Genomic DNA, 26,081 nt, shown 5'->3' on the forward strand with positions numbered 1-26,081 from the left:
TTATTTTTATCTAAATTTAGTCAATCAATGGAGGAAATCATTGGACGCCGTCCGCAAATTGCACAATTTGAAGCGGCACTCGCTTCGCAGAAATCCGAATTTATCGCCGTGACTGGAAGGCGGCGTATCGGCAAGACTTTTCTCATCAAAACCTTTTTCAAAGAGGATATTTGCTTTCACTTCACGGGCATTCAAAATCAAGCGCTTAAATTCCAACTCCTCGCTTTTACGCAGGAGTTGAGCCACCGCAGCAATACCATTATTACCCCTCCGGACAATTGGCTGACAGCCTTTAGTTTGCTGCGCGATTATATAGAAACGGTCAAAAGCTCGCGCAAAAAAGTGGTATTTTTGGATGAGTTGACCTGGATTGACACCAAAAAATCCGGCTTTTTGCAAATCTTCGCCCACTTTTGGAATTCTTGGGCCGCTTGGGAAGGCAATATTATTTTGGTCATTGCGGGTTCTTCTACGTCTTGGATCGTCAAAAAAGTATATGGCGATCCTGGCGGTTTGCACAATCGTGTCACTAAACGTATTTGGCTCAAACCCTTTACTTTGGCAGAAACAGAGGCCTTTTTAAAGAGCAAAAACAGCGTCTTGACGCGTTATGACATGGCCTTGATTTACATGGCTTTCGGCGGCGTGCCTTTCTATTTAGACGCCATCAACAATGACGAAAGCGCAGCGCAGTGCATTGAACGCTTGTGCTTTGCAGAGGGAGGATTGTTGCGCAATGAATTTGAACACCTTTACACGGCAATTTTTCAAAAACCTGATGCCCATTTACGCGTCGTCAATGTTTTAGCCAAACATGCCTATGGATTGGAAAGAAACGAGTTGCTACAACAAGCCAATATGAGTAATTCGGGCGGTTCCACCAAGGTTTTAGAAGACTTGGAAACAACAGGATACATCGAATACGTCGTACCCTATGGTAAAAACAGCAACTTGGGCAAATACGTTTTATCAGATTTTTACTCGCGCTTTTACTTGAGTTTCATCAACAATCCCAAAATTTCTACTTGGATGGCCCATATCAACAGCCCTGCTTACAAAACCTGGTGTGGCTTGGCTTTTGAATGGCTGTGTTACATACATCGGAAAGAAATCGTTCGCGCTTTGGGTTTGAGTGGCATTCAGACCAGCGTCAGTTACCTCAACATCAAAGACGATGCCGGAAAAATCGCCGCTCAAATTGATTTGCTGATCGACCGCGCCGATAACGCGATAAATCTCTGCGAGTTGAAATTCTCAAATAACGTCTATTCTCTCTCAAAAGACGAAGCCGAGGGCATGCGCAAAAAAGTATTCTACCTGCAAAAGCTTTTGAAAAAAAACCAATCCGTTTTCCCTACCATGGTCACAACTTTTGGTTGCGAAAAAAACATGCACTTTTTAAGCCAGATCACCCATCAATTGGATCTAAATGCTCTGTTTAGGGTGGAGGATTGAGGGTGTAGTTGCAGCGAAAAAGCCAACTTTCGGAGGGGTTAAAGTGAAGGGATTTGACCAGGTAAGATCAAATCCCTTCGTTTTGCCCAAAAATTGAGCGCTCATTTCCAAATCCAAGCGGAAACTACTCGCTGCGCAGACTCTTCACCGGATTCGCCAATGCCGCCCTCACACTTTGAAAGCCCACCGTCAAAAACGCGATCAGCATCGCTACTACACCCGCCACTACAAAGATCCACCCGTTCAGTTCCACTTGATAAGCAAAGCCCTCCAACCAGCGATCCATACAGTACCAGGCTAGGGGCGAAGCAATAAGAATGGCAATCAATACCAAGTGCAAAAAGTCTTTGGCCAGCAAATTCACAATGCCCGCAACTGAGGCTCCCAGCACCTTACGAATACCAATCTCTTTGGCACGTCGTTCCGCCATAAAAGACACCAGCCCCAACAAACCTAAACAAGAAATAAGAATAGCGATGCCCGCGAAAAATCTCGACAAAACGGTGATGCGTCCTTCTGCTGCGTACATCTGCTGGTATTGCTGATCCATAAAACGGAATTCAAAGGCATACCCTGGGTTCATTTGTTTATAGATGGTTTCGATGGCCGCTAGTGCGGCGCTTTCTTTGCCTTGAGCAATTTTTACTACGATGAAAGTGGTCTCAGGTGGTTCAAAGCGCATCACCAAGGGGCGAATATTCTCGTGAATGGAATTGTCAAAAAAGTCTTTCACTACCCCTACAATGATTTTGTCTTCGCCCCACATGCGGACCTTTTTGCCTATTGGGTCTTTGATGCCCATGGCTTTGATGGCGGTTTCATTAAAAATCAGGCTGTTTTTTTCATCGCCAAATTTTCTGGAAAAACCACGCCCTTGAACTATTTCCATCCCCAGGGTTTCGATCAAATCGTAATCCGTTGTTTTGACCGAAAAATTCACTTCTTGATCTTCGGGTTTACCTTCCCAAGAAATGCCTCCGGTACTATCGTCCTCATTGGCTAGGGCCAGGGCTCCGCCCAAAGTGGCCACACTTTTTACTTCGGGTAAAGCTTTGAGGCGGTCTAGAAACGCTGGCGTATTGCTCATCAGCGGGCCCTCCCGATTCAGGGTAATCACATTGTCGCGATTGTAACCCAGATTCATGGTCTGGATGAACTGCATTTGTTTGTTGATCACCATCACCGCCACGATGAGCAAGAAGGAAATGACGAACTGGAAAACCACCAGCCCTTTTCTGGCCAGGAGTTCAGCAAAAGAAGCGCGTAATTTGCCTTTCAAGATAGAGATCACGGGCAAACCCGACAAATAAAAAGCAGGATAAGCCCCCGCCAACAAACTGGTCAGCAAAGTAATCCCCAACAAATAAGCAATATTGAGCGGAGTGATCGCCAAGTGGATGGCCTTGCCTGCAAACATATTAAAAGCGGGTAAAAAGATGAGCACCATGATCAAAGCCATGACCAAAGCCAGGCCACTCACCAGCATAGACTCGCTCAAAAATTGAAAAATCAGATTTCCACGCGCCGAGCCCACGGCTTTTCTCACCCCAATTTCTTTCTCGCGGGTTTGTGCGTTGGCGGTGGCCAGGTTGATAAAGTTGATGCAGGCAATGATCAAGATAAACAGCCCAATGATGGAAAACAAGCGGACATAGTCAATCCTGCCTCCAGCTTGAATCCCGCCTTCGTAATGACCATACAAATAAGCGCTGGAATAAGGACGTACAAAAAGCTGGAAGCGATCACCCTCACCTTTGCCTTTCAGGTAGTGCTCAATTTTGGCATTGAACGCGCTGATGTCGGTACCCTTTTTGAGTTGTAAAAAAGTAGTGGGGCCCTCGTTCGACCATTCTTTGAGCGAAGGTATGGCTTCAAAAAGCTTTTCCTTGGTCAACATCAGGTCAAATTGTTTGCTACTATTGGCTGGAACATCTGCAAATACCCCGGTGATGGTGGCCAGTCCACTAAATTCATAAAAACTCCACTCTACGGGTTTACCCATTGCTTGGTGAGGGTCACCGTACAAACTTTTGGCTAAACTGGCAGAGATCACCGCGCCATTTTTATGCTGCATCACCTCGTTTGCTTGGCCTTCGAGCAAGGGGTAGGAAAAAATTTCAAAAAAGTTGTTTTCAGCAAAGGCGGTCGCTGGTTTAAAAACTTTGGATTGCTCCGTTTTCAGGCTCAGGGGAATATTGTTGTCCGTAAAGGGGTAAAACATACAGCCTTTTTCTATCTCCGGAAAATCCTGGGCTAAAGACTCTCCCAACAAACCTTGGGTAGCTTCAAGTATATTGATCGATTTATTGGCATGCCCAATTTCCATGATTTGATACAACTGGCTGTCTTTCTTATGGAATTTATCCACCGAAAGTTCGTCTCGTACCCACAAGGAAATGAAAAACACCGCAGCCAGTGCCACGGAAAGTCCAATCACATTGATCAGGAATGCGCCTTTGTGTTTCCACTGGTTTCTCCAGGCTATTTTTAGGTTGCGACTGTTCATATGATTCTTATTTTTTGTATTCTTTATTCAGATTTTAAAGACTTCACCGGATTCGCCAGCGCCGCCTTCACACTTTGAAAACCGATGGTCAAAAAAGCTATTAACAACGCCATTACCCCGGCTGCCGCAAACATCCAACCATTCAATTCCACGCGATAAGCAAATCCCGCCAGCCAACGATCCAGGCCATACCAGGCCAGGGGCGAAGCAATCACAATCGCGATCAGCACCAATGCCAAAAAGTCTTTGCTCAACAAACTAACAATCCCGGACACCGAAGCACCAAGCACTTTGCGCAAACCAATCTCTTTTCTACGGCGTTGAGCAGCAAAGGCGACCAAACCAAATAAGCCCAAACAGGAAATGAGGATCGACAGTGCGGCAAAATAATTGGAGAGGCTGGAAACCCGAAGTTCGGCAACATAAAGCGCTTGATAATCCGCGTCGAGAAAAGAGTATTCAAAGGTGTATTTTGGATGAAAAGCGCGGTATTGACTTTCAATTGCTTTCAGTGCAGCTTGCTCTTTTCCCGCGTCCACTTTCACCAAAACATGTTGCCCCATTTCAGTGCCCCTAAACCTAAAAATTAAAGGGGTGATCTGCTGATGCAAAGACCCGTATTGAAAATCCTGGACTACACCAATGATTTGACTTTCAAAATTCCCTTGTTTGATGACCTTTCCAACCGGATTTGCTAAGCCCATCATGCGCACCGCCGATTCGTTCAAAATGATATTGGCACCATCATCAGCAAAGTTTTTTGAAAAACTGCGGCCTTCTTTCAGTTTTATGCCCAAGGTTTCAATCACGTCGTAACCAATCCTCGGCGATTTAAACAAATAGGCCTCATCGGATTTTTGGCCGCGCCAGGAAAACCCAGACACCGCATCTTTGCCATTCAAAATACTTTCTGGCATTGTCGCTACCTGCTCCACTCCGGGCAGAGCTTTTAGTGCGCTCACAAAAGCTTCAGGGTTTTCTCCATAGCTGCCTTCTCGTTGGAAAGTGATGATGTGATTGCGGTCGTAGCCTAAATTTTTGGATTGGATGAAGGCGATTTGCTCTTTCACCGTGATGAAGCCCACGATAAAGCAAAAAGAAACCACAAACTGAAAAACGACCAATCCTTTGCGGGTGAACAGTTGCAAAGGTGAAGTAGTCAACTGTCCTTTCAACACCGCAATCGGTTTGAATCCGGACAGGTACAAGGCTGGATAAGCGCCAGCCAGCACACTGCTCAACAAAATGACGCCCAACACCGCCAATAAAAACGGTGGATCAAGGGCGAAAAAGAGCTGTTTGCTGGTGAGTTCATTAAACACAGGTAACGCAATCCCAACCACTAACAACGCAATAGCCATCGCTAAGCTGGTCAGTAAAAGGGTCTCACCAAAAAACTGCGCAATCAAGTGCCCACGCCCCGCGCCCAATGATTTTTTAACCCCCACCTCTTTCATTTTATCCATGGCTTGCACTGTGTAGAGGTTGATGAAATTGATGCAGGCAATCAATAAAATGAATAGCGCAATGAGTGAGAACAAGCGCACGTATTGGATTCTGCCACCCGCTATTTTCCCATTCTCGTAATTCCCATGCAAGTATTGATCTGAAAATTTTTGGAGAAAAATCGAGCAAATCTCATTTCCGGGAGCTTTTGAACGGGTATAACCCTCTATTTTCTGGCCGAATTTTTCAAGGTCAGTCCCCTCTTTCAGCAAGAGGTAAGTTTCTGCATAAGTACTGTTCCAGGTTTTGGCATTGGCGTCGGCATCTAGCAAAAGGCCAAAATTGAAAATAATGTCAAACTGGCGACTGGCATTGGCAGGTGGGTTTTCAAAAACTCCGGCGATCTCCAGAGGAATCCCGAAGTCTAATTTATGCGCCCATTCTAAATGAGTTCCAATCAGATTAGTCGTACGGCCAAAAAGGGTCTGGGCCAATTTTTCAGAAATCACCACCCCCGCTTTTTCCGTCAAAACCAGGTCTTTGTTGCCTTCCAAAAGTGGATAGCTGAACACATTGAAAAAGTCTTTGCTCGCAAAAATTCCTTGCACCTTTTTGGCCTTTTCAGCATGCGATGCAACCCCTTTCCCGGCAAAAAAATCCATAAATCCATTCACCGCCACCGCCTTTTCTACTTCGGGCATTTCTTGCGGAGCTGCCTCCACCAATGGATAGGGCGTATAATCAAGCGTGAGTACCTCGTTGGGCAATTTTAGGCTGTACATTGCCTTGTAAATTTGCGCATCCTTTTCATTGAAAGTATCCACGCTTAGCTCATCTTTTACCCATAAAAAAATGAACAAAACACAGGCCAACGCAGAAGAAAGCCCAATCAGATTGAGAAGGGTAAACTGGCGGTTTTTTAACAAGCTTCGAGTAATCAGTTTTAGGTAAGTTTTCATAGCTCTATGTTTAAATTTATTCGCTGCGCAAGGATTTCACCGGATTCGCCAGCGCCGCCTTCACACTCTGAAAACCAATCGTCAAAAACGCAATACCAACAGCCACTACACCCGCCACTGCAAACATCCACCACTGCATATTGATGCGGTAGGCAAATTCAGCCAGCCATTGGTTCATAAAGTACCACGCAACAGGAGATGCAATGAGAATGGCCAACAAGACGAGTTTGAGAAAATCTTTGGCCAGCAAGGTAGTGATGCCAAAAACGGAAGCACCCAACACCTTGCGAATGCCAATTTCTTTGGTGCGTTGCTCCGCAGTATAAGCTGCCAACGCAAACAAACCCAGGCACCCAATGAACAAAGCCAAGGCCGTAAATACCCCCAACAAGGTCGCTGCTCGCTGTTCTTCCTGATACAAGTTGCCAAAAGAATCGTCCAGGAAATCGTAATCAAAAGGAGCACCAGGAATTTCCTTCGCCCACAGGGCTTTGGTCTTCCCGATTACTGCCTTTTCAGATCCCGGTGCCAGGCGCAGCGACATATAGGATGCCCAGGTGCGGTAAGTTTTGGAAGATTCGTGGAAAATGGCGGCGGGTTCGATGGCAGCACGGATGGTTCCACTGTGAAAATCGCGCATCACGCCCACTACTTGAAAACGTTGATTGTCATTGCCAGGATAAGTCAACCATTTGCCAATGGGGTCTTCCCAACCAATTGTCTTGACTGCCGCTTCATTCAAAATCACCGACGTGGAATCACTTTGGGAATTACTGGCGTAAAATCCACGGCCTTGGATGATCTCGATACCTAAGGTTTGGATAAAATCAGCATCGGTCAAAAAAGAACTCAAGGCGAGGTTTTTGATCACCGCGTGTTTTTGATTGCCTTGATCGGGTTCATAATAATCGCCAAAGCTTCCAACGGAAGGCAAAAAAGTAGAATGAGATGCTGCTTTGACCTCTGAAATTTGTAGCAAGCGCTGGCGGAAAGCTTCCATTTTACCGGGTTCTTCCAAATTGCGCAGCATGGGCATGATCATCACATTTTCCCGCTGTAAGCCTGGCGATTGTTTCAGCGCAAATTGCAATTGCTGGTACACTACCCAGGACCCCAGCATCAAACTCACCGACACTGCAAACTGGAATACCACCAGGCCATTCCGCACGCCCGCATGGCCGCCTCGGGTAGAGCTACCCATTTTTCTAAAAATCTCGGTAACCTTGAAGCGGGAGAGGAAAAATGCCGGATAAGTACCGCCTAGTAGCCCCGCCACACAGGTCAGCAGCAAACCAATGCCCAATACTTTGAGGCTTAAGAGGCCACTCAATCCCATTTGCATCCCCGTCAATTGGTTAAACAAGGGCAGCGCTACTGCCGCCAACACAAAGGCCAATGCCCACGCTATGAAGCTAAAAAATAGGGATTCTGCCAAAAATTGTCCGACCAAGGTACCACGTTGTGAGCCCAGGGCCTTGCGTACACCAACCTCCCGAGCGCGTTGCATCGAACGAGCCGTAGCCAAGTTCATAAAGTTGACACAAGCCAGTAGCAGAATCAAGCCACCGATGAGTGCATACGTCCGCACTTGTTTGCCATTGCCCAGGGTGGTGAGCCGGGTAAACTGGAGAGCTTGACCCAGGTGCAAGTTATTGAGTGGAAAAAGTTTGACATTGTAGCGGTCGCCTTTTTTTAGTTGAGCCAGCAGATCAATGCCAATCCGATTGTAAGCGGCTGGAGCATGTGCTTTTACCATTGTAGGAAATTTGGCTTCCAGCGCTGCCAATTTTTCTGGCGTAACTGCTTCTCTGAGCTTCACCCAAGTATCTACCTGCAACCAAATCCAGCTCCAGGCAAAATTTTCCACCACTTTGAAAGTGCTCATGGAAAGCAAAAAATCGAAGCGTACCGTAGAATTCAATGGCAGGTTTTTCGCCACCCCGGTCACCGTGTATTGAGTATCGTTGAAGAAGAGGGGTTGCCCCATCGGAGATTTTTTCCCAAAATATTTCTCGGCCATCCGTTCGCTGAGTACCACGGTGTTGCTGCGGTCAAGGGCCGTACTGGCATTGCCTTGCAACATGGGGAAGTCGAACAGTTCCAGAAAAGCCGTATCGGCCCCATAAGCTGTATTTTCATTAAAAACCAGGGGTGCTTGCCCTCGCGTTTCGCGCCTTACGACCGTTTCCTGGAGGAAAAAAGTACGCGCAGCCGTTTCCACCTCTGGGAAATCCTGTAAGATTCGGGGGCCCAGTGGAGGCGGGGTATTGGTGGTCAATCCTTCTTCTTCTCCAAATTTAAGATCTAGACCCACTGCGCAAATCCGATTCACATCGGGCACAAAGTTGTCATAACTTCTTTCGTGCAACACAAACAAGCCGATGAGCCAAGTTGCGGCTAGCCCTACGGCCAAGCCACTGATGTTAATGAGGGTGTAAAGGCGGTTTTTTTGAAAATTGCGAAGGGCAATTTTTAGAGCAGTTGTAAGCATTGGGAAGGCATTTGGTAAGGTGTAGGCCAATTTTTATGCCAAATGAATAAGATGTTGTTTTTCAGTTTTTTACCAAATTACCAATCTCTTCTAACTGTCCGATTTTGAACAAGCTTGTGCGATTTTGGAAAACAAGTACAAGCATTCATCTTCACAACCCTAACATATCCCCCACCAAAACGCCCAATCGACGACATACCCACTTCCCTAAGTTGTCCAAGTGTTAGATTGTGGCTAATTTAACTTTAAATAAAACCAATTTGTCATGCTAACACGACAACTGTTTTCTATCGTCACCGGATTTTTACTATGTGCTGCGGCGCCCCTATGCGCCCAGGAGGATGTAGCCTACAAAACACCGCCCAAAACCATTTCCGATATGCTCCTGGCCAAACCTGCACCCAATGTGAATGTGGATGAGAAAGGCCAATGGATGTTACTAACTGAAGTGAGTACCTACCCTTCGGTGGAGGAATTGGCTCAACCTGAACTGCGCATTGCGGGTTTGCGGATCAATCCCAAAAACTACTCGCCCAGTCGCCAAAATTTTATCAACAACCTGTACCTGAAAAACATCGCTACTGGGAAGGAATCCAAAATCACCGGTTTGCCAGTGCCACTTAATGCTGGAAACGTAAGGTGGAGCCCAACGGATAAAAAAATTGCCTTTACCAATACCCTGGGCGATCACGTCGATTTGTACGTCATCGACATTGCCACACTCAAAGCCACCAAAATCAATAAAATGGGGGTCAATGCCGTGTTGGGTGCCAGCTACCAATGGTACGACGACAATACCATCTTGTACAAGGGAATTCTCGCACCTGCTGCAAGTGCACCGCCCAAACCGATCATGCCCAAGGGCCCAACTACCCAGGAAAACTATGGCAAAGCAGCTCCCCAACCTACCTTCCAGGACTTGATCAAAAGCCCTCATGATGAGCAGTTGTTTGGCTTTTATGCCAAGTCTCAACTGGTGAAAAACGTGAATGGAGTGGAAACCAAAATTGGGCTGCCTGCCATTTACGCCAGCATCGACATTTCCCCCGATAAAAAGTACCTGTTGACCCGGACTTTGAACAAACCTTTCTCTTATTTGGTCACAGCCAACCGTTTTGCTTCTACTGTAACCATCACGGATCTTACTGGAAAAGTGGTGAAAAAACTGGTTGATTTGCCATCAGGTGAAACGACTCCAAGCGGTCGTGACAACGTACAAAATGTACCTCGTGGCATCGAATGGCGCGATGACGAAGCGGCTACCGTCGTTTGGTGTATGCCCCTCGACAGTGGCATGATCAAAAAGAATGTAGAATACCACGATGCGGTGTATGCCCTCAGTGCTCCTTTTACGGGCAATGAAAAAGAGCTGTTCAAAACCAAGTTGCGTTACTATGGTACATCCTGGGGCAATGCCAATCTGGCCCTGGTTACCGAGGGACTTGGCAGCAAACAAATGACCCGTACCAATCGCTACAACCCCAGCACCGGCGAATTGAGCATGCTAATGGAGCGCAATACCACCGATGCTTACGGTAACCCCGGCTTACCGGTTACTGAAATGAACCAGTACAATCGCAGTGTCATCAAAACCATCGATAACGGCAGCAAAATTTTGATGAATAACCCTACCGGAGCTTCTCCTAAGGGCGACTTGCCATTTTTGGCTACCCTGGACCTGAACACCAAAAAAACCGACATCATTTGGCGTTGCCCCGAGGGCACTTTTGAATCGGTAGTAAGTGTACTCGATGCAGATAAACTGACGCTACTGACGCGCCGGGAAGACGAAAAAACGATGCCCAACTATTGGCTCAAGGACCTGAAATTGCGCATTGCCGACCGGAAAATCACCAATTTCACCAACCCTTATCCACAATTGGACGGCGTAAGCAAGGAAAAAATCACCTACAAACGCGCCGACGGGGTTGACCTCACCGGGGATTTGTACCTACCCAAAGGTTACGACCCCAAACGCGATGGGCCCCTGCCAACCCTCATCTGGGCTTACCCTCGCGAATTCAATTCTGCTGCCGATGCGGCCCAAATTCGGGGTAGCGAGCACCGCTTCACCTTGTTGAACTGGGGCTCACCAATTTTCTACGTGACTCAGGGTTACGCGGTGCTCAACAACGCAGAAATGCCCATCGTAGCAACAGATCCGAGCAAACAACCCAACGACAACTTTGTAGATCAGGTGAAAATGAATGCTGAAGCAGCCGTCAACAAACTGGCCGAAATGGGTGTGGGCGACCGCAACCGCATGGCGGTAGGTGGCCACAGTTACGGTGCCTTTATGACGGCCAACCTCTTGGCGCATACCAACCTGTTCAAAGGAGGGATTGCACGCAGTGGTGCCTACAACCGGACTTTGACCCCCTTTGGTTTCCAAAACGAAGACCGGACTTATTGGCAAAACCCCGATTTGTACCACGCCATGAGCCCATTCAGCTTTGCGGACAAAATCAAAACGCCGATTCTGTTGATCCACGGTGAAGCGGACAACAACACGGGTACCTACCCGATCCAAAGTGAGCGGATGTTCAATGCCATCAAAGGACATGGGGGCACCGTAAAATTTGTGAGTCTACCGCACGAAAGCCACGGTTATGCTGGCCGGGAAAACATTCTGCACATGCTGCAGGAGCAGTTTGGTTGGTTGGAGAAGTATGTGAAGAATGCGAATGTGGATGCGGGTAAGGTGAGTCCGAAGCCTTAAGCGCAGCATTCCTGAGGTGCTTCTTTGGTGTCTTAGGTTTCTTAGGTGGTGAAAATTGTGTTTTTTACCACCTAAAAAACTTAAAACACCAAAGAAGCACTTTAGGAGCTTGCATAATGTTTATTTCCGTTTTCCTACCGCCTCACTTAGCGTCTCCTTCACCTGGTTGTAATACTTCGCCATGTCCTGGGCCTGCTCCGGGTGATCAAACATATACGCAATCAAAGGGTACCTATCCAGGTTGATGTTCGCCCGTTCTACCAGTGCTTTTTTCACATCTTGCAGCATCTCCTGGCGGTTGGAATAATTTTTACCCTGAAAATAATTGTCCATTTGAGAAGGGTGGGTATTGGAAACCGTGAAGTCTGGTGCGGCTGGGCGATTTGCCAAAGTTGTTTCTCCTACTTCAAATAGGTGCGGCTGGTAATCAGGCTTCAGCTCCTGAATTGCCTTTTGCATTTGATTGATCACCATTTGCATTTCTTCGATGAGTTTCCCGGTGTCATTTTGGTTCAAACCCACGGCAGTGTTGATCAATTTGAAAAACTCGCTGCCGTCAGCGGCTTCCCAGGCGACACCGATAATGCGTTTGAAATCGCGGGCCTTCATCTTATCGGGGGCTACAGCAATAGCCAAACCATCACCCTCGCCCGAAGGCAGCAAGTAATCGCCGATGTTTACCACACCTCGCGCTTTTACAGGTACTTGCCCCATAAAGGCAATTTTTTCGGAGTTCTTTTCTCCTTCCTTCGTACTTGGCATATTTCCCAGCACAATTGGTGAGGCGGATACGACCATAAAACGCTCGGCTTGGCTGAATTTTTTGGACACTTTGCCTCCATTTACACCCACCACATCACCAATGCTCATGGTTTCGGCTGGGTCCACACGAGGTAGCCACTCGGCATAGTCACCTGAGCCCGACTCAAAAGCCACGCCCAAACTCAAATCGGCATAAGTGGCCACCAAAGTCAAATTCGTAACATCAATCACCAAATCAAAAGCATCACTAAAGATGTCTTCGGGGTCGAGTACGCTGGCCAGGCTGGTCACTGTTTCTACTATCGAGCCAAAAACCACAACCGAGTTGGTGAGGATGTCCAGGGTATAGTTTGAAAAAATCTGAGACTTGAAATTGGTGGCGGCTTCAGGTCCAGCACCGATGGTAAAAAGCCCGGTTTGGGGATCACAGGCGATGGGTTCAAAAATGTTTTTATAAATGAAACTGGCTGGCCCACCCGTGGGATTTTCGATGAACTCCAGAAAGTTTCCAGGTAAGCGGGTGAAGGGATTGTCGAGATTTAGGTTAGGCAAAGTGACAACCACGTCTACGCTAAAAGGATCAAAACTTGCATCGACATCTACTTTTGGCAACAGATTGATGACCAAATCTCCAAATTTATAACTAATACCTGGAGGTGGATCAGTAACCATTTTGGTGATCAGGCCAACCAAACCCGAAGGGTCGAGGTCTCCCGTATTCATGCCCTCAATGCGGCCAGTCATTGCTCCATTTTTCCAGAAGGACACGTAATTGTTGCCACGGCCTGATTCCAGGTTGCTATTGGTTGTTGGGGTGACTTCGATGGCAATCCCCTGGGTACTGCCCTTTACCAGCAGAGGATAACTCTCCTGCTTGCTTTGGCTTCCATCAGCACCACCGTTTACAATCAAACGGCCATTGGTCGTCAACGGGCCATTCACGGTGGCCGATTCATTGACTTGAAGGATTTTGGTGGCGGTTTGATTGCCAATGCTCAGGTCTTTGGCAATGGAGCCATTGTTGCCCACACTTAAGTCTTTGCCCACTGTTCCGTTTTTACCTACAGTCAGATCATTTTTGGTATTGAGGTTAAAAAAACTACCATCCCCATCTACCGTAAGGTTGCCGTGGATAAACAGGTTACCTGGCATATCTATCCTCCCGTCCGCTAAAATGCGGAGTCTTTCCACATTGTTGGTTTTAAAAACCAGGTCTTCATCTACCGTTGTGCCAATAAAATGGCATTCATCGGACACCTTGTCATTGCCATTGACGGTCCAAAAGGGCATTCCGGCGGCCACCCGGCTACAGGAGCTTTTTTCATTGTTTTCATGAAAGTGCAAGGTTTCAGCCGACCCAGCGTGGTAGGCATAAGGCACTGCCAACAACTGGCTGGCTCCAATTACGCTAAACGCTTCTTTTTTGCTTTCAGACAGGGCCAGTTCCAGCCAAATGTTTTTTTCAGCCCAGGGAATAGTTTGAAAGGTTTTGCCTTTGCTCTCACCTTTTCCGATGACGAGGTTAAATAACCCGTTTTCGTTGGTCGTGACCTGGTGTATTTCTGAATAAACGGCACTGCCTGTTGGGCCATCGGATAAAAGATTTACCCGCAAAAAAACGGTCTTTTTGGCGAGCAATTTACCTGCAGCGTCGCGAGCAACGGCCTGGTAATTCATGCCTGGAAAAGAGCTGATTTGTTGGGCTTGAGCAAAGCCAATCCAAACGAATAAAAGAACATATAAGGCGAAAAATTTTTGCATGACAATGAAGTTTAGGGTGTTAAAATTTCAGGGATTATTGCTTAAGAATTTTAGCAGACTGCAACACTTTTCCCTTGGTATTCAGCACCAGAAGGTAATAGTGCCCGGCCGGGAAACGCTGTAAATCCAATTGCTCGTCGACCAATCCTCCCGTAAGACGATCGGGTAAAAGCAGGCGGCCAGTGGGATCGATCAAGCGTAGCCAAACTTGTTCATTGGCCCGCAATTTGGCTTTGACGAACAAATCGGCACTTACCGGATTGGGGTAAATTTGAAAGCGTTGGTCGGATGTGGTCAGTGTCTGATCTGATTCAACGATTAGGTAAGGTTGGTGAAAGCCTTCGTTGATTTCGCCGCCGGGATGCTCAAAGTGGCTAACGGCTACCTCCCCTAATGTCCATTCCAAACGAATGGTCTTGCTGGCGTCGGTTTTACCTGCCGCCCCCAACACGGATCGCTCCAGGCTTTGTCCTCGGATATAAGGTGCCAACAAGCAGGCGAGAAGGACTATAAGGATTTTTTTCATGACGTATGTTTTTTTGAAATAGATATACTTATCCACAAGCTCGCTGATGGAACTTTGAATGCTGATACGGGCCGTCTTGTTTTGTTTTGAGTAATTTACAGAATCAGAGAAGGGAGGACAAAAAAGCGCTCTGAGTCAGCAATATACGTTTTTTTTAATGTCTGTGCATTTTTTTAACGCTTCTATTCAAAAGCAAACCTAAATTCATCGTGAATTTTTTAAAATAAATCTAAAGCATTTTATCAGCACAAAGGCTGGGCCATCCTGAATTGTTGAAATTTCAAATCCAAGATGACCCAGCTTCTGTTGTGCTCGTTTTGCCTTTATTCTTAGTTTGAACGATTGGAGTGATGCCTGTTTTTAGCTCGATTTATTGCGCGGCCACCAGTTTGATCAGGTCTTGATCATGGTGGTAACGAATCTGGCACAAGTTGTCAAAAAATAGGGTAGCTCCCTTAGCTTCGGTATATTTTTCCCAGGCTGGAAGTCCGGCATGAGCAGGGTTGCCAGTGCGTGCAAAATTGATCCAGGATTGGCTCATTTTGGCTGCCAGGGCGTAGGCCTCTTTGGTGGCTCCGGTCATTTCCGCACAACGGGCAATGTTGTTGAACACAAAAGGCAATTCCATACAGTGCATGGCTTTGTACTTACCATCCATAACTGGCGACTGCCAGGTGAACAAGTACATGTAGACTGGGGCACCGCCTACCAAAGACGATTTGATATTGGCTTGATTCACGGCACCTGGGCGGAAGGTCATGTCAACATCCAACAGATCTGAGGGCTTTTTATCGTTGGGATAAGCCTTTTTTACTGCTGCAACAAAGGAAGTAGTTTTGTCGCCTTGCTGTTTTTTGATGTATTCCATTACCTGCTCCTGGCTACCATTGCTCAGTCCGGCGCGGCCAGAGGCCATAAATTCGTTTTTCACCGTACCAATCAGCAAGGGAACGGTTTTGGACAATTCCAGCGCCTCAGGCGACATGGGTTGGTAAGGCAACAAATCACCATCGATACTGGGCCCCCAGCTGAGACCAAAACCTGGAATTGTTTTGCCTTCTGCCCGCATGCGCTCAGTAATGTTCCGCAATGCCTGATTGCCGGCAGCGCTCAATTGCGCAAAAGGAATTTTTTGCAGGCTATCGGCCTGATTTGGTGCCAGTTTGAGCACTTTGAGCACTTCGGCAGTAATGGCCTGGGTTTCGGTTTTTCCCATCATATTTGAACGGAAAGCTCCACTCTGGTTGATGGCTTTGTGGAACAAACCCTTTGCCGATGGCATGGCCATCAGGGTATTCACTTTGGCCCCGCCGCCGGATTGACCGAAGATGGTTACGTTGTTGGGATCACCGCCAAAGTTGGCGATATTGGCTTTAACCCATTCCAGGGCCACCCGCATGTCGAGAATGCTCAGGTTGGCGGAGTGTTTGTACTTGTCTCCATAAGCCGAAAGATCCAAATAACCCAAAATGTTGAGGCGGTGGTTGATGGACACTACTACCACGTCGCCTTTTTTAGCCAGATTTTCGCCATCATAGGAAGGCAACTCCTGCGAAGAACCTGCGGTAAAGCCACCGCCGTGGATCCAAAACATCACCGGACGTTTTTTACCATCGCTGATGCTGGGCGTCCAAACGTTGATGCGCATACAATCTTCTCCTGGAAAACCCCAGCTGTGGTTGAACACAAATTCCGATTCGTCACCTGCTGCGGTTACATTGGTGGGCGTCAATAATGGTGCAACTGGCCCGTAAGTCATCGAGCTCCGCACTCCAGTCCAGGGTTTGGGCTTTTGTGGCGATTCAAAACGCTTGGCCTCGGCGTAGGGAATGCCCTTGTAGGTAAAAATCCCGTTGTTGATGTAGCCCCGTACTTTACCGGCGTCGGTGTTGGCAACTGCTACGTTTTCGCCCGTGATCTGCTGTGCAAAAGCAGCAATGGCAGCTCCCACTAAAAGGAAGCTCAATCCTAGTTTTTTCATTGCGAATGGATGAAGGTTAAAGAAAGTGTTACGTTGTAAAATGGGCAAAAATCCTATTGTATCAATTTGTGACAATAATAGCGCTATTTTTGAAAAAATCCTATTACTTTTGAGAAAAGGTTTGAATGCCCATTATGCAGAAGACTTCTCCACCTACCGTTATTGATCATTTACCCCATCTTGCTTACGATTCGGTGATTTTTGGATTTTCCGGCACGCAGCTGAAAATCCTGATCATGGAATACCACAACACCAATATTTTTGCACTACCTGGAGGTTTTGTACAAAAAAATGAACACCTGAATGATGCCGTGAGGCGTGGGCTGAAGGAGCGGACCGGGCTGGACAATATTCACCTGGAGCAGTTTTACACCTTTGGTGATGCCGATCGGAACAATGCGGAACCGATGCGGACCATTTTGATCAAAAACGGGCTTTCTCCCGAAAAATACCATTGGATGTTGGAGCGCTTCATTTCGGTGGCCTACTATGCCTTGATCAATTACAAGGACGTGGTGCCGCAGCCGGATGCCTTGTCTGACTCCTGCCGTTGGTATCCCGTCAACGCCTTGCCACCGCTGATGATGGACCATACGCAGATTGTGGGAAAAGCCTTACAAACCCTGCGGGACAATCTGGATCGGAAATTGGCGAGGGGCAATCTGTTGCCACCTAAGTTTACCATGAAGGAATTGCAACAAGCTTACGAAGCAATTTTAGGTACAAAACTGTTGCGCACCACTTTTCAGCGCCGCATGTTGAGCTTGAATTTGTTGGAACGGCATGAAAAACAGTACTCGGGGGGGGCGCATAAGGCGCCGTATTTGTACAGTTTTATGAAACATTAGTCATCCCCAATTTTAGCTGAAAAAAGCAATTGAAGAAGACCGTTTGTTTCTAATTGCTTTTTTCAGCTAAAATTGGGGATGACGAATGTTTGTGTCCTCGGTGAAACTATGCTGCTTTTGCGTTAATTTTGAAAAACAACCAAACTCCCTATGCCCAACGAACTCGAAAAATACATTCAATCCTATTTCGGCTTCCCGCCTGAAAACCTCCAACAGGTCCTTCAATTTTTTAAACCCAAAACCTACCCCAAAGGAACTTATTTGTTGAAAGAAGGGCAATACGCAGACTCTTTAGGCTTTGTACAAAGCGGCATCATTCGAGAATATTTGATCGACAACAAAGGCCGGGAGGTCACCAAGTGGATTTCCTCACCTGGTTATTTTTCGGTTGATTTGGCCAGTTTTTTATTCCAGCAGCCCGCCCGTTGGAATTTGCATACCTTGAGTGAAGTAGACATGTTGGTGATTTCGAAAACAGATTACGCCAAAATTGACCAGGTGGTTCCTCGTTGGTCAACGCTGGAAAAATTGTTTATCGCCCGCTGTTTTACCATGTTGGAAGAGAGGATTGTCACCCACCTTTCGCTATCAAGCGAGGAGCGTTACCACTTGTTTTTTAGTCAAAATCCGGAGTTGTTCAATCAGGTGCCGCTGCAATATTTGGCGTCCATGTTGGGCATGACGCCGGAGACGTTTAGTCGGATTCGGAAGCGGCAGTTGGAAAGGTGAGGTATTGACTACATTGACTCTATTTTTTCACAAAGGACACAAATATGCCGCCTTGGAATTACTGTAAGATAGCGCTCCTACTGCGCCGAACTCGCTCCCCCAGCCCCCTTCGGCCGAATCGACTTATAAACCACCCCCTGTATCCGCTGCCGGGTATCAAATTTCTCCAAACGATTGTTGTGCTGAGAAGGAAAAGTGCGATTGGAGAGGAATACGTACACTAAATTGTGCTCGGGATCCACCCAGGTACAAGTGCCCGTAAAACCTGTATGTCCAAAAGTGCTTTCCGAAGCCTGCGCCGACATATTGGTGGGGTAACTCGCCCCCATGGGGTACATGTCGAAACCTACCCCTCGGCGAATGCTGCGCGGGTGGCGGGTGATGAAGTTTTGCACCGTTTGGGGTTCCAGGTAGCGATTTCCCCCATAGTAACCTTGTTGTAACAACATTTGCATGATCACGGCCAGGTCATTGGCATTGGAAAAGAGGCCCGCATGACCACTTACCCCTCCCAACATGGCTGAGCCCATGTCGTGTACATAGCCTTGCACCCGCTGCTGACGGTAGTAATGATCCTCCTCGGTGGGCGGCATTTGTTCTATCGGGAATTTTTTCCAGGGGTTAAAAGTCGCAGACTGCAATCCGAGCGGAGCATAGAAGGTTGAATCCACATATTTGTCAAAACCCATTCCACTCTGGTGTTCCACCATTTGCGCCAATAAGTAAAAACCCAGGTCGCTGTAACGGTAGTTGATGTTGGGGCGCAACTCCGATTGGCGGATTTGCAGAAAAATGCTGTCCATGAAATTTTTATGCAGGTACAAATTACTGGCCACGGGTACCACAAAGTCTCCTTCGGGTGCGCTGCGGTAATATTTTAGGGATGGTTTGTTCAAACTATCTGGTGTATGCGCCAAGGTTCGTTTGTAAAAAGGCAACCAACCGATCAAACCCGCATTGTGCGCCATGATGTCCTGAATGACCATAGCGGCCTTGTTGGTGCCATTGAGATTCGGGAGATAATTGCTGAGGGGCTTGCGCAAATCGATGCGGCCATCGTCCATAAAACGCATCATGGAAATGGTGGTGGCCGCAATTTTGGTTACGGAAGCCAGGTCAAATACATCCGAGGTTTGGGTCGGATGGTCCTTGAGGTAAGTATGGTGTCCAAAGGCTTTTTCATAAATGATTTGCCCATCCTTGGCTACAAGTACCACACAACCCGGCGTTGCTGCCACATTGATGGCTTCGTTGGCGATGAGTTCAATGCGGTTAAGGGTATCTGAAGACATCCCCACTGCTTCTGGAATACTGTACCCCATCCGGCCATTGGCCTGGGTTTCTTCACCGGCATTGAAACGGCTACGCTCGGAGGCGGTGATGGGCAAACGCCCCGTCATGCCAAATGCTCCGAAAAGTGCCTGAGCACTCAGGTCCTGTACCAGGGCCTCACTTTCGTAAGCCATTTGTACCGATTCAAATTCATCAAAAAACTTCAAACTATAAGGTGAGCCAAAAATGCTGAGCACCACCCGGGTTTTGGTGTTGAGTTTTTTCAAAAACTGAATGCTGCTGTATGAAATGCCGTAGTTTTTGGAAGCCGAGGAAGTCATGTCGTGCAAGCCGACAAATACGACCTTGTATTTGCTCAATTGCGCCAGCAAAGCCGCCTGACGATCGTCATTGAGCTCCTTGCCGGTATACAGATGAGTCATCTTGGCGTAGGAAGACAGTCGTTTCTGAAAAGCCGTCATCCCATCGGCACCAATGCTCAAAGACGCAAAACTCAGGGTATCCACCCGCCCAAAAGGCACCAGATGTTGGGTGTTGCGCACCATGGTCAGTGCATTTTTGATCAACTCACGTTTGAGCGCTTCGGCTTGGGCCGCATTGACATCTTTGCGAGCAGTAAGTACATCTTTAGGCTGGTATTTGGTCAAACCCAGGCGAAACTTGTAGCTCAAAATCCGTTTAACACTGGCATCAATTTGCTCCTGACTGATTTTGCCCTCCCGCACATAACGCTGGAGTGCTTCGATGGCCTTGGCGGTACTGGGCGGCACACAAATCATATCATTGCCAGCCAGAATTGCTTCAGCTTCGGCAATGCCATCCGAAAAATGTTCGGTAACGCCCTGCATTTCCATCCCATCCGTAAAAATCAAACCTTCAAAGCCCATCGCCCGCCGCAACACATGGGTAATTGTATTGCGCGACAAGGAGGTAGGCCGATTATCCCGATCATCCAGGGCAGGCACTTGTAAATGGGCAACCATCACGCCACCTATGCCATAGTTGACCAGCGAGCGAAAAGGATAAAACTCCACACTGTCCAGGCGGTTCATTTGGTGGTTAACCACCGGGAGGTCGTAGTGAGAATCGGCATCGGTATCGCCATGGCCCGGAAAGTGTTTGGCGCAAGCCATGATCCCATTGTCCTGCATCCCCTTCATGTAGTGGTAAGCTTTGACAGTCACATTGTAACGGTCTTCACCAAAGGAGCGGTAACCTATCACCGGATTACGGGCATTGCTGTTGATGTCGGCAACGGGGGCAAAATTGACATTGAGGCCAATCCGTTTGCTTTGGCGGGCAATTTCCTGGCCCATTTTGTAAAGCAGGTCGTTGTTTTGGATGGCACCAAGGGTCAATTGTTTGGGAAAGCTGATGGCGCTTTCTTTCATGCGCATTCCCAAGCCCCATTCGCCATCAATGGCCACCATGAGGGGAATGCGGGAAAGCGTTTGGTATTTATTAGTGTATTCCAGTTGTTTTTCGGGAGTGCCCTGAAAGAAGCAAAGGCCACCTACCTTGTATTTTTTGACAATTTCCGCTACTGATTCCGCATAGGCATCTCCTTTGTCGGAATGCGCCCGAATCATGATCAATTGGCCAATCCGCTCGTCTGTACTCATGGATTTGAATACCGAATCCACCCAGTGTTTTTCAGTGGGGGAAGCGGGGTTGATACTGTACACTTTTTGAGCCGCAGTCCGAGCTAAAAACAGGACACAAAGCATTAGCGTGAGTAGAATGGCTGCTACTGGTTTCATGGCTAAGTACGTGTTTGGCGAATAATGCAAAAAATTAGAGCATGTGCTGATACGTCGATGGGATGAGCTGATCAGTAATAAGCAGTAGGTTTTTCAATACAAAAAGCTCTATTTCAGGTGTTAGGGCTAGTTGTTTTTCATTTTTTGACAACCTCAATGGCTTAAATATAAGGCTTCCTGTGGATTTACAGTTCTCTTTTCCCGATTTTGTGAAAATTTAACATTTTATGATTTTTTAAAAACTAAACTTTCCTACTAACATTTTATGCCTTTTGCGGTATTTTTAGCGTCATTGGTCGCTTATAGAAAAATGGGATTTTTTTTCTACCTAAAATAACGCCAATATTTATTTTCAACCTTGTAAAACCTGAGTATGAAAGGACTATCGCTAACCCTTACCACCCTACTAAGTGTATGGTGCCTGAGTACGGGCTTAGCTCAAAGCAGTGAAGAGGCTCTCAAGCCGATCACCCGAACCTATGCACTCAAAAATGCCACCATCGTAGTCAAACCAGGCCAAACCATCAGCAATGGTACGGTCGTGATCAAAGATGGGTTGATCATCAGTGCGGGTCAAAATGTGAGCATTCCTGCCGACGCTAAAATCATTCCTGCGGACTCCATGTTCGTATACGCTGGATTTATTGATGCCCTCTCCAATGCGGGTATTCCCAGGCCAGAAGTACGCCCCACTGCCGGGGGTGGACCTGGCGGCGGAGGTGGTGGCCAAGGCCAACGCCAAACGGGGGTTAACCCAGGCAGCCCTCCCAATGACCTGGCGGGCATTCAGCCCGAATTGCAGGCCCGCAACCTCATTAAAGCTACTGAAAAATCCATCGAAGATTTGCGCAAACTGGGCTTTACCAATGCCCACGTTGCGCCAATGGGTCGGATGCTGCCAGGCAGTAGTGCCCTGATTTCGCTGGGCGGCACGGCTGCTGACAATATGGTATTGAAAGACAATTACGCCATGATTAGTCAATTGGTAGGCGCGCAGGGATTGTACCCCAACACCGTGATTGCCGTAATGTCCAAATTCCGGGAATTGTACAAACAGGCCGAACAAGCCAAAGCGCACGAAAAAATGTACGCCGCCAATCCTGCCGGTATGTCTCGCCCTGAGGTGGATCGTTCTTTGCAGGCATTTTATCCGGTCATCGACAAGCAACGTCCAGTTTGTTTTGTGGCACCTGACCTCAAGTCGGTTTACCGGGTACTGGCGCTGCAACAAGAACTGAAATTCCCGCTTATCCTTGGCGGTCTGCGTCAAGCCTGGCCACTGGCCGACCAGCTCAAGGCTCAGAATATTCCAGTGATCCTTTCTTTGGATTTGCCTAAAATGGATAAAAAGGAACCAGCTAAGAAGGACACTACCGCCAAAGACCCTGAACTGGAGCGCCTTGAAAAACGCCGTGCTGACGAGATGAAACTCTACGAAGCACAGGCTGCTACCTTCGCGGGAAAAAGCATCAACTTTGGCTTTTCGACTATGAATGCCAAAACTGCCGACATCCGGGAAGCCTTGCGGCGCATGGTTAAAGCGGGTTTGAAAGAAGATCAAGCCTTGGCAGCCTTGACCACCACTCCCGCCGCCATGTTTGGCGTAGCGCAAAGTTTGGGTACGGTGGAAAAAGGCAAAATTGCCAACCTGGTGGTGTCAAAGAAGCCTTATTTTGATGAAAAATCACAGGTGCGCTACGTATTCGTTGATGGTGCCATTTATGAATTTGAAGCGGAAGCAGCTGCTCGTCCTGGTGCAGGTGGCCCTGCAGGTGCCCGTGGTAGCGCGGCTGCCCCAAGCGACCTGAGCAAATTCATCGGCAAATGGAATTATGAAATTGATGCACAGGGAACCTTATACAAAGGCATTCTGAGCCTGATCGATGACGGCGGTAAAATTGGCGGTAGCTGGACCGGTGCGGACGGCCAAAGCAAGTCCTTGACCAGCCCAGCACTAAAAGGCAACGAGTTGACCTTTAGTTCTACGGTTAACATGGGCCAGGAATTGCCCCTCGACTTCGCGATTACTTTTGACGGCAACAAGTTTTCCGGCAAAGTAAAAGTTGGAGACTATGGCGCATTCCCCGTCGAAGGTTCCAAGGAGCCACGCGATTAATGAAACGGTAAAAAACAAAACAATGAAGCAATTCACCATCATAAGTTGCTGCCTGTTGATTGCCCTGGGTCTCAATGCCCAAGCTAGCAAAGGCAGTATGCTCATCAAAAACGGCACGGTATTGACCGTGACCAAAGGTACGCTGGAAGGCTCCGACGTCCTGATCGAGAATGGAAAAATCACCCGCATTGGTAAGGGACTGACAGCTCCAGCCGGAGTCAAAACAATAGACGCCACTGGCAAATACGTGATGCCGGGCATCATTGATGCCCACTCTCACATTGCCATTGACGCAGTAAACGAAGCCACCAACCCGGTTACGGCTGAAGTAGCCGTAGGTGACGCTATCGACCCTATGGATATTTCCATTTACCGGGCTTTGGCGGGTGGATGTACTTCCAGCCACGCCATGCACGGTTCGGCCAACGCCATTGGCGGGCAATGCCAAACGATCAAGCACCGCTACGGCACCCTCAATCCCAACGAATACCCCATGGAAGGTGCACCACGGACCATCAAATTTGCCTTGGGTGAAAACCCTACTCGCGTACACGGGATTGGCCGGGGGATCGTACCACGTACCCGCATGGGGGTTGAGTTTGTGATTCGCAAATCTTTCTCCGAAGCCAAAGCCTATAGTGAGGCCTGGAAAAAATACAATGCCGAAAAAGCCAGCAAACCAACGGTTTTGCCTCCCAAATACGATCGCCGCTTGGAAACTTTGGCCGCTGTATTGAGTGGCGAGATCCTGATTCATTGCCACTCCTACCGCGCTGACGAAATCCTGATGCTGATGAATGTGTGTAAGGATTTTGGGATCAAAAAAATCACCTTCCAACACGTGAACGAAGGTTTTAAGGTTGCGCCCGAATTGGCTGCCTTTGGTGCTTCGGCTTCGGTGTTTGCCGATTGGTGGGCTTACAAGTTTGAGGTGTATTACTCTACGGCTTACAACGCAAGTATTTTGACCAAAAATGGCGTAGTCACTTCCATCAACTCTGACTCTGGCGACTACATCCGTCACTTGTACCACGAAGCGGCCAAGACCCAATATTATGGTGGTTTGACCGACGAAGAAGCCCTGGCTCTGATCACCATCAACCCGGCCAAACAGTTGGGCGTAGAAAACCGGGTTGGTTCCCTGGAAGTAGGCAAGGATGCGGATGTGGCCATTTTTGATGGACATCCCCTGTCCGTGTATGCAGTACCTATGATCACCATCGTTGACGGGATAGTACGTTTTGATCGCGCCAATGATCCAGACGATATGCGTTTGGACATTGACCCCATCCGGGCTACGACCACTTTCCAAATGGGCTCTGGCCACGATCACGACCGTTGTATGCAAGGCGTGGCAGAAGCGATGGAGCAATTGTTTCAATTGAAAAATTAATCAGATGAAAATGAGATTTCTAAGCATATTTTTTCTGGTTTTAGGGGGCGTTGCGCTGTTTGGTCAGGTGGCCAAACCCAGCAAGGGAACCTATGCCCTGACCAACGCCAGCATTCAAACCGTGACCAAGGGCCTGGTGCAAGGCACCCTGGTGATCCAGGATGGAAAAATTACGGCCCTGGGTGCCAACGCTGCTGTGCCAGCGGGCGCTCAAGTCATCGACTGTAAAGGTTTGACACTGTATCCCGGCTTGATTGACGGGGGCACCCAATTGGGCCTGGTGGAAGTAGAATCAGTCGACGTGACCAACGACGACGACGAGTTGGGCGACCTCACCCCACAGGTAGAGGCCCTTACTGCGGTCAATCCCAATGCAACTGCCATTCCGGTTACCCGCGTAAATGGCGTGACTACAGCCTTGGTAGCCCCTACGGGTGGCCGCTTCCCAGGCACAGCATCTCTGATCAATCTGGTGGGGTATACGCCGGATCAGATGTTTGCCGGATTCAAAGGAATGATCATGAATTTTCCCAGCCTGGGCCGGGCGGGAGGCTTCTTTGGTCCTCAACGAACCGAGGAAGAATTGAAAAAAGAGCAGGAAAAAGCCTTATCCAAGCTCAACGAGATTTGGGAAGGTGCAAAATTTTATGCCAAAGTAGATTCAGCTGCCCAAAAAGACGCGAGTGTAAAAGTGCCTTACAATCCGGAAATGGCGGCTTTGGCACCCGTAGTTCGTGGCCAGATGTTATTGATGATCGAAGTGAATCGCGCGGAAGACATCGAAGGTGCCATCAAATGGGTAGAGAGCAAAAAAATCACCAAGGTGGTTTTCACCGGTGTAGCTGAAGGCTGGCGGGTAGCCGATAAACTGGCCAAGGCCAAAATTCCGGTCATCACTGGCCCGGTGATTGCCTTGCCTACTCGTTCATCCGATCGGTATGACAAAGCCTACGCCAACGCGGGTTTGATGCACAAGGCAGGGGTCAAAGTAGCCTTGCGGACCTTCGAAGTGGAAAACGTGCGGAATCTGCCCTTCAATGCAGGCTTTGCAGCGGCTTACGGGTTGGGCAAGGAGCAGGCACTCAAAGCCATCACGATTATTCCCGCAGAGATTTTTGGCGTGGATAAGAATCTTGGATCACTGGAAGTGGGCAAAAGTGCGACCTTATTCGCCACCACTGGCGATGCGCTGGAAACCAAGTCGCAAATCAAGTACTTGTTCATCGACGGTTGGCAAGTGCCGCTGGATAGCCGGCATATTCAGTTGTACCATGAGTTCTTGAAGCGCTCACCGGGATTGGATAAGTAAGAGATGAAAGATGAAAGATGAGAGATA

The 26,081-nt window shown here is 48.0% G+C and carries 14 protein-coding genes; 7 read left to right on the forward strand and 7 right to left on the reverse strand.

What is annotated here, in order from left to right; translation table 11 throughout:
• The first annotated feature begins 27 nt into the window (after positions 1–27).
• Positions 28–1,455: an ATP-binding protein gene (locus tag SFV55_RS26995; RefSeq protein WP_320032702.1), complete on the forward strand. Its 1,428-nt coding sequence runs from the start codon at positions 28–30 to the stop codon at positions 1,453–1,455.
• Positions 1,456–1,579: 124 nt separating this feature from the next.
• Here SFV55_RS26995 and SFV55_RS27000 read toward each other — a convergent pair whose 3' ends face one another.
• Genes SFV55_RS27000 through SFV55_RS27010 form a run of 3 tightly spaced genes read right to left on the reverse strand, consistent with a single transcriptional unit; the run spans position 1,580 to position 8,857 of the window.
• Entirely contained in the window at positions 1,580–3,961 is a 2,382-nt protein-coding gene (locus tag SFV55_RS27000) for an ABC transporter permease (RefSeq protein WP_320032703.1), read from the reverse strand.
• A 23-nt stretch (positions 3,962–3,984) separates the two neighbouring features.
• The gene (locus SFV55_RS27005; RefSeq protein ID WP_320032704.1) at positions 3,985–6,366 is read right to left on the reverse strand and encodes an ABC transporter permease; all 2,382 of its coding nucleotides are present in this window, start codon (positions 6,364–6,366) and stop codon (positions 3,985–3,987) included.
• Between the two features lie 16 nt (positions 6,367–6,382).
• Complete coding sequence (locus tag SFV55_RS27010) at positions 6,383–8,857, reverse strand: ABC transporter permease (protein WP_320032705.1); 2,475 nt, start codon at positions 8,855–8,857, stop codon at positions 6,383–6,385.
• Positions 8,858–9,122: 265 nt separating this feature from the next.
• On the opposite strand from SFV55_RS27010, the gene SFV55_RS27015 reads away from it, so the two are divergent.
• A complete protein-coding gene (locus SFV55_RS27015; RefSeq protein ID WP_320032706.1) occupies positions 9,123–11,576 on the forward strand; it encodes a S9 family peptidase in 2,454 nt (817 codons plus the stop codon).
• A gap of 120 nt (positions 11,577–11,696) precedes the next feature.
• Here the strand turns inward: SFV55_RS27015 and SFV55_RS27020 are convergent, their stop codons facing one another.
• From SFV55_RS27020 to SFV55_RS27030, 3 genes are all read right to left on the reverse strand, one after another.
• Positions 11,697–14,099, reverse strand: coding sequence for a polymer-forming cytoskeletal protein (locus SFV55_RS27020; protein ID WP_320032707.1), 2,403 nt, complete (start codon positions 14,097–14,099; stop codon positions 11,697–11,699).
• Positions 14,100–14,133: 34 nt separating this feature from the next.
• Entirely contained in the window at positions 14,134–14,625 is a 492-nt protein-coding gene (locus SFV55_RS27025; protein WP_320032708.1) for a T9SS type A sorting domain-containing protein, read from the reverse strand.
• A gap of 370 nt (positions 14,626–14,995) precedes the next feature.
• Positions 14,996–16,606 carry a carboxylesterase/lipase family protein gene (locus SFV55_RS27030; protein WP_320032709.1) on the reverse strand — a complete coding sequence of 537 codons (1,611 nt, stop codon included), beginning with the start codon at positions 16,604–16,606 and terminating at the stop codon, positions 14,996–14,998.
• 134 nt (positions 16,607–16,740) lie between these two features.
• Here SFV55_RS27030 and SFV55_RS27035 point away from each other — a divergent pair, with 134 nt between their 5' ends.
• On the forward strand, positions 16,741–17,454 hold the full coding sequence (locus SFV55_RS27035) for an NUDIX hydrolase (protein WP_320032710.1): 714 nt from the start codon (positions 16,741–16,743) through the stop codon (positions 17,452–17,454).
• 150 nt (positions 17,455–17,604) lie between these two features.
• Positions 17,605–18,183, forward strand: a complete 579-nt coding sequence (locus tag SFV55_RS27040) for a Crp/Fnr family transcriptional regulator (protein ID WP_320032711.1) — start codon at positions 17,605–17,607, stop codon at positions 18,181–18,183.
• A gap of 77 nt (positions 18,184–18,260) precedes the next feature.
• On the opposite strand, the gene SFV55_RS27045 is transcribed toward SFV55_RS27040, so the two are convergent.
• Complete coding sequence (locus tag SFV55_RS27045) at positions 18,261–21,236, reverse strand: glycoside hydrolase family 3 N-terminal domain-containing protein (protein WP_320032712.1); 2,976 nt, start codon at positions 21,234–21,236, stop codon at positions 18,261–18,263.
• 373 nt (positions 21,237–21,609) lie between these two features.
• Between SFV55_RS27045 and SFV55_RS27050 the strand changes: the two genes are divergently transcribed.
• Genes SFV55_RS27050 through SFV55_RS27060 form a run of 3 tightly spaced genes read left to right on the forward strand, consistent with a single transcriptional unit; the run spans position 21,610 to position 26,054 of the window.
• Positions 21,610–23,352, forward strand: a complete 1,743-nt coding sequence (locus tag SFV55_RS27050; protein WP_320032713.1) for an amidohydrolase family protein — start codon at positions 21,610–21,612, stop codon at positions 23,350–23,352.
• 22 nt (positions 23,353–23,374) lie between these two features.
• Entirely contained in the window at positions 23,375–24,745 is a 1,371-nt protein-coding gene (locus SFV55_RS27055) for an amidohydrolase family protein (RefSeq protein WP_320032714.1), read from the forward strand.
• 4 nt (positions 24,746–24,749) lie between these two features.
• The gene (locus tag SFV55_RS27060) at positions 24,750–26,054 is read left to right on the forward strand and encodes an amidohydrolase family protein (protein WP_413776747.1); all 1,305 of its coding nucleotides are present in this window, start codon (positions 24,750–24,752) and stop codon (positions 26,052–26,054) included.
• Positions 26,055–26,081: the final 27 nt, after the last annotated feature.

Source organism: Haliscomenobacter sp., from assembly GCF_033763495.1.
In the GTDB taxonomy this organism is placed as follows: domain Bacteria; phylum Bacteroidota; class Bacteroidia; order Chitinophagales; family Saprospiraceae; genus Haliscomenobacter.

Bases quoted from the DNA above. Each gene is read 5' to 3' on its own strand.
- SFV55_RS27045 (WP_320032712.1), bottom strand. From the start codon at position 21,236: ATGAAACCAGTAGCAGCCATTCTACTCACGCTAATGCTTTGTGTCCTG.
- SFV55_RS27050 (WP_320032713.1), top strand. From the start codon at position 21,610: ATGAAAGGACTATCGCTAACCCTTACCACCCTACTAAGTGTATGGTGC.
- SFV55_RS27035 (WP_320032710.1), top strand. From the start codon at position 16,741: ATGCAGAAGACTTCTCCACCTACCGTTATTGATCATTTACCCCATCTT.
- SFV55_RS27025 (WP_320032708.1), bottom strand. From the start codon at position 14,625: ATGAAAAAAATCCTTATAGTCCTTCTCGCCTGCTTGTTGGCACCTTAT.
- SFV55_RS27030 (WP_320032709.1), bottom strand. From the start codon at position 16,606: ATGAAAAAACTAGGATTGAGCTTCCTTTTAGTGGGAGCTGCCATTGCT.
- SFV55_RS27010 (WP_320032705.1), bottom strand. From the start codon at position 8,857: ATGCTTACAACTGCTCTAAAAATTGCCCTTCGCAATTTTCAAAAAAAC.
- SFV55_RS27020 (WP_320032707.1), bottom strand. From the start codon at position 14,099: ATGCAAAAATTTTTCGCCTTATATGTTCTTTTATTCGTTTGGATTGGC.
- SFV55_RS27055 (WP_320032714.1), top strand. From the start codon at position 23,375: ATGAAGCAATTCACCATCATAAGTTGCTGCCTGTTGATTGCCCTGGGT.
- SFV55_RS27000 (WP_320032703.1), bottom strand. From the start codon at position 3,961: ATGAACAGTCGCAACCTAAAAATAGCCTGGAGAAACCAGTGGAAACAC.
- SFV55_RS27005 (WP_320032704.1), bottom strand. From the start codon at position 6,366: ATGAAAACTTACCTAAAACTGATTACTCGAAGCTTGTTAAAAAACCGC.
- SFV55_RS26995 (WP_320032702.1), top strand. From the start codon at position 28: ATGGAGGAAATCATTGGACGCCGTCCGCAAATTGCACAATTTGAAGCG.
- SFV55_RS27015 (WP_320032706.1), top strand. From the start codon at position 9,123: ATGCTAACACGACAACTGTTTTCTATCGTCACCGGATTTTTACTATGT.
- SFV55_RS27040 (WP_320032711.1), top strand. From the start codon at position 17,605: ATGCCCAACGAACTCGAAAAATACATTCAATCCTATTTCGGCTTCCCG.
- SFV55_RS27060 (WP_413776747.1), top strand. From the start codon at position 24,750: ATGAAAATGAGATTTCTAAGCATATTTTTTCTGGTTTTAGGGGGCGTT.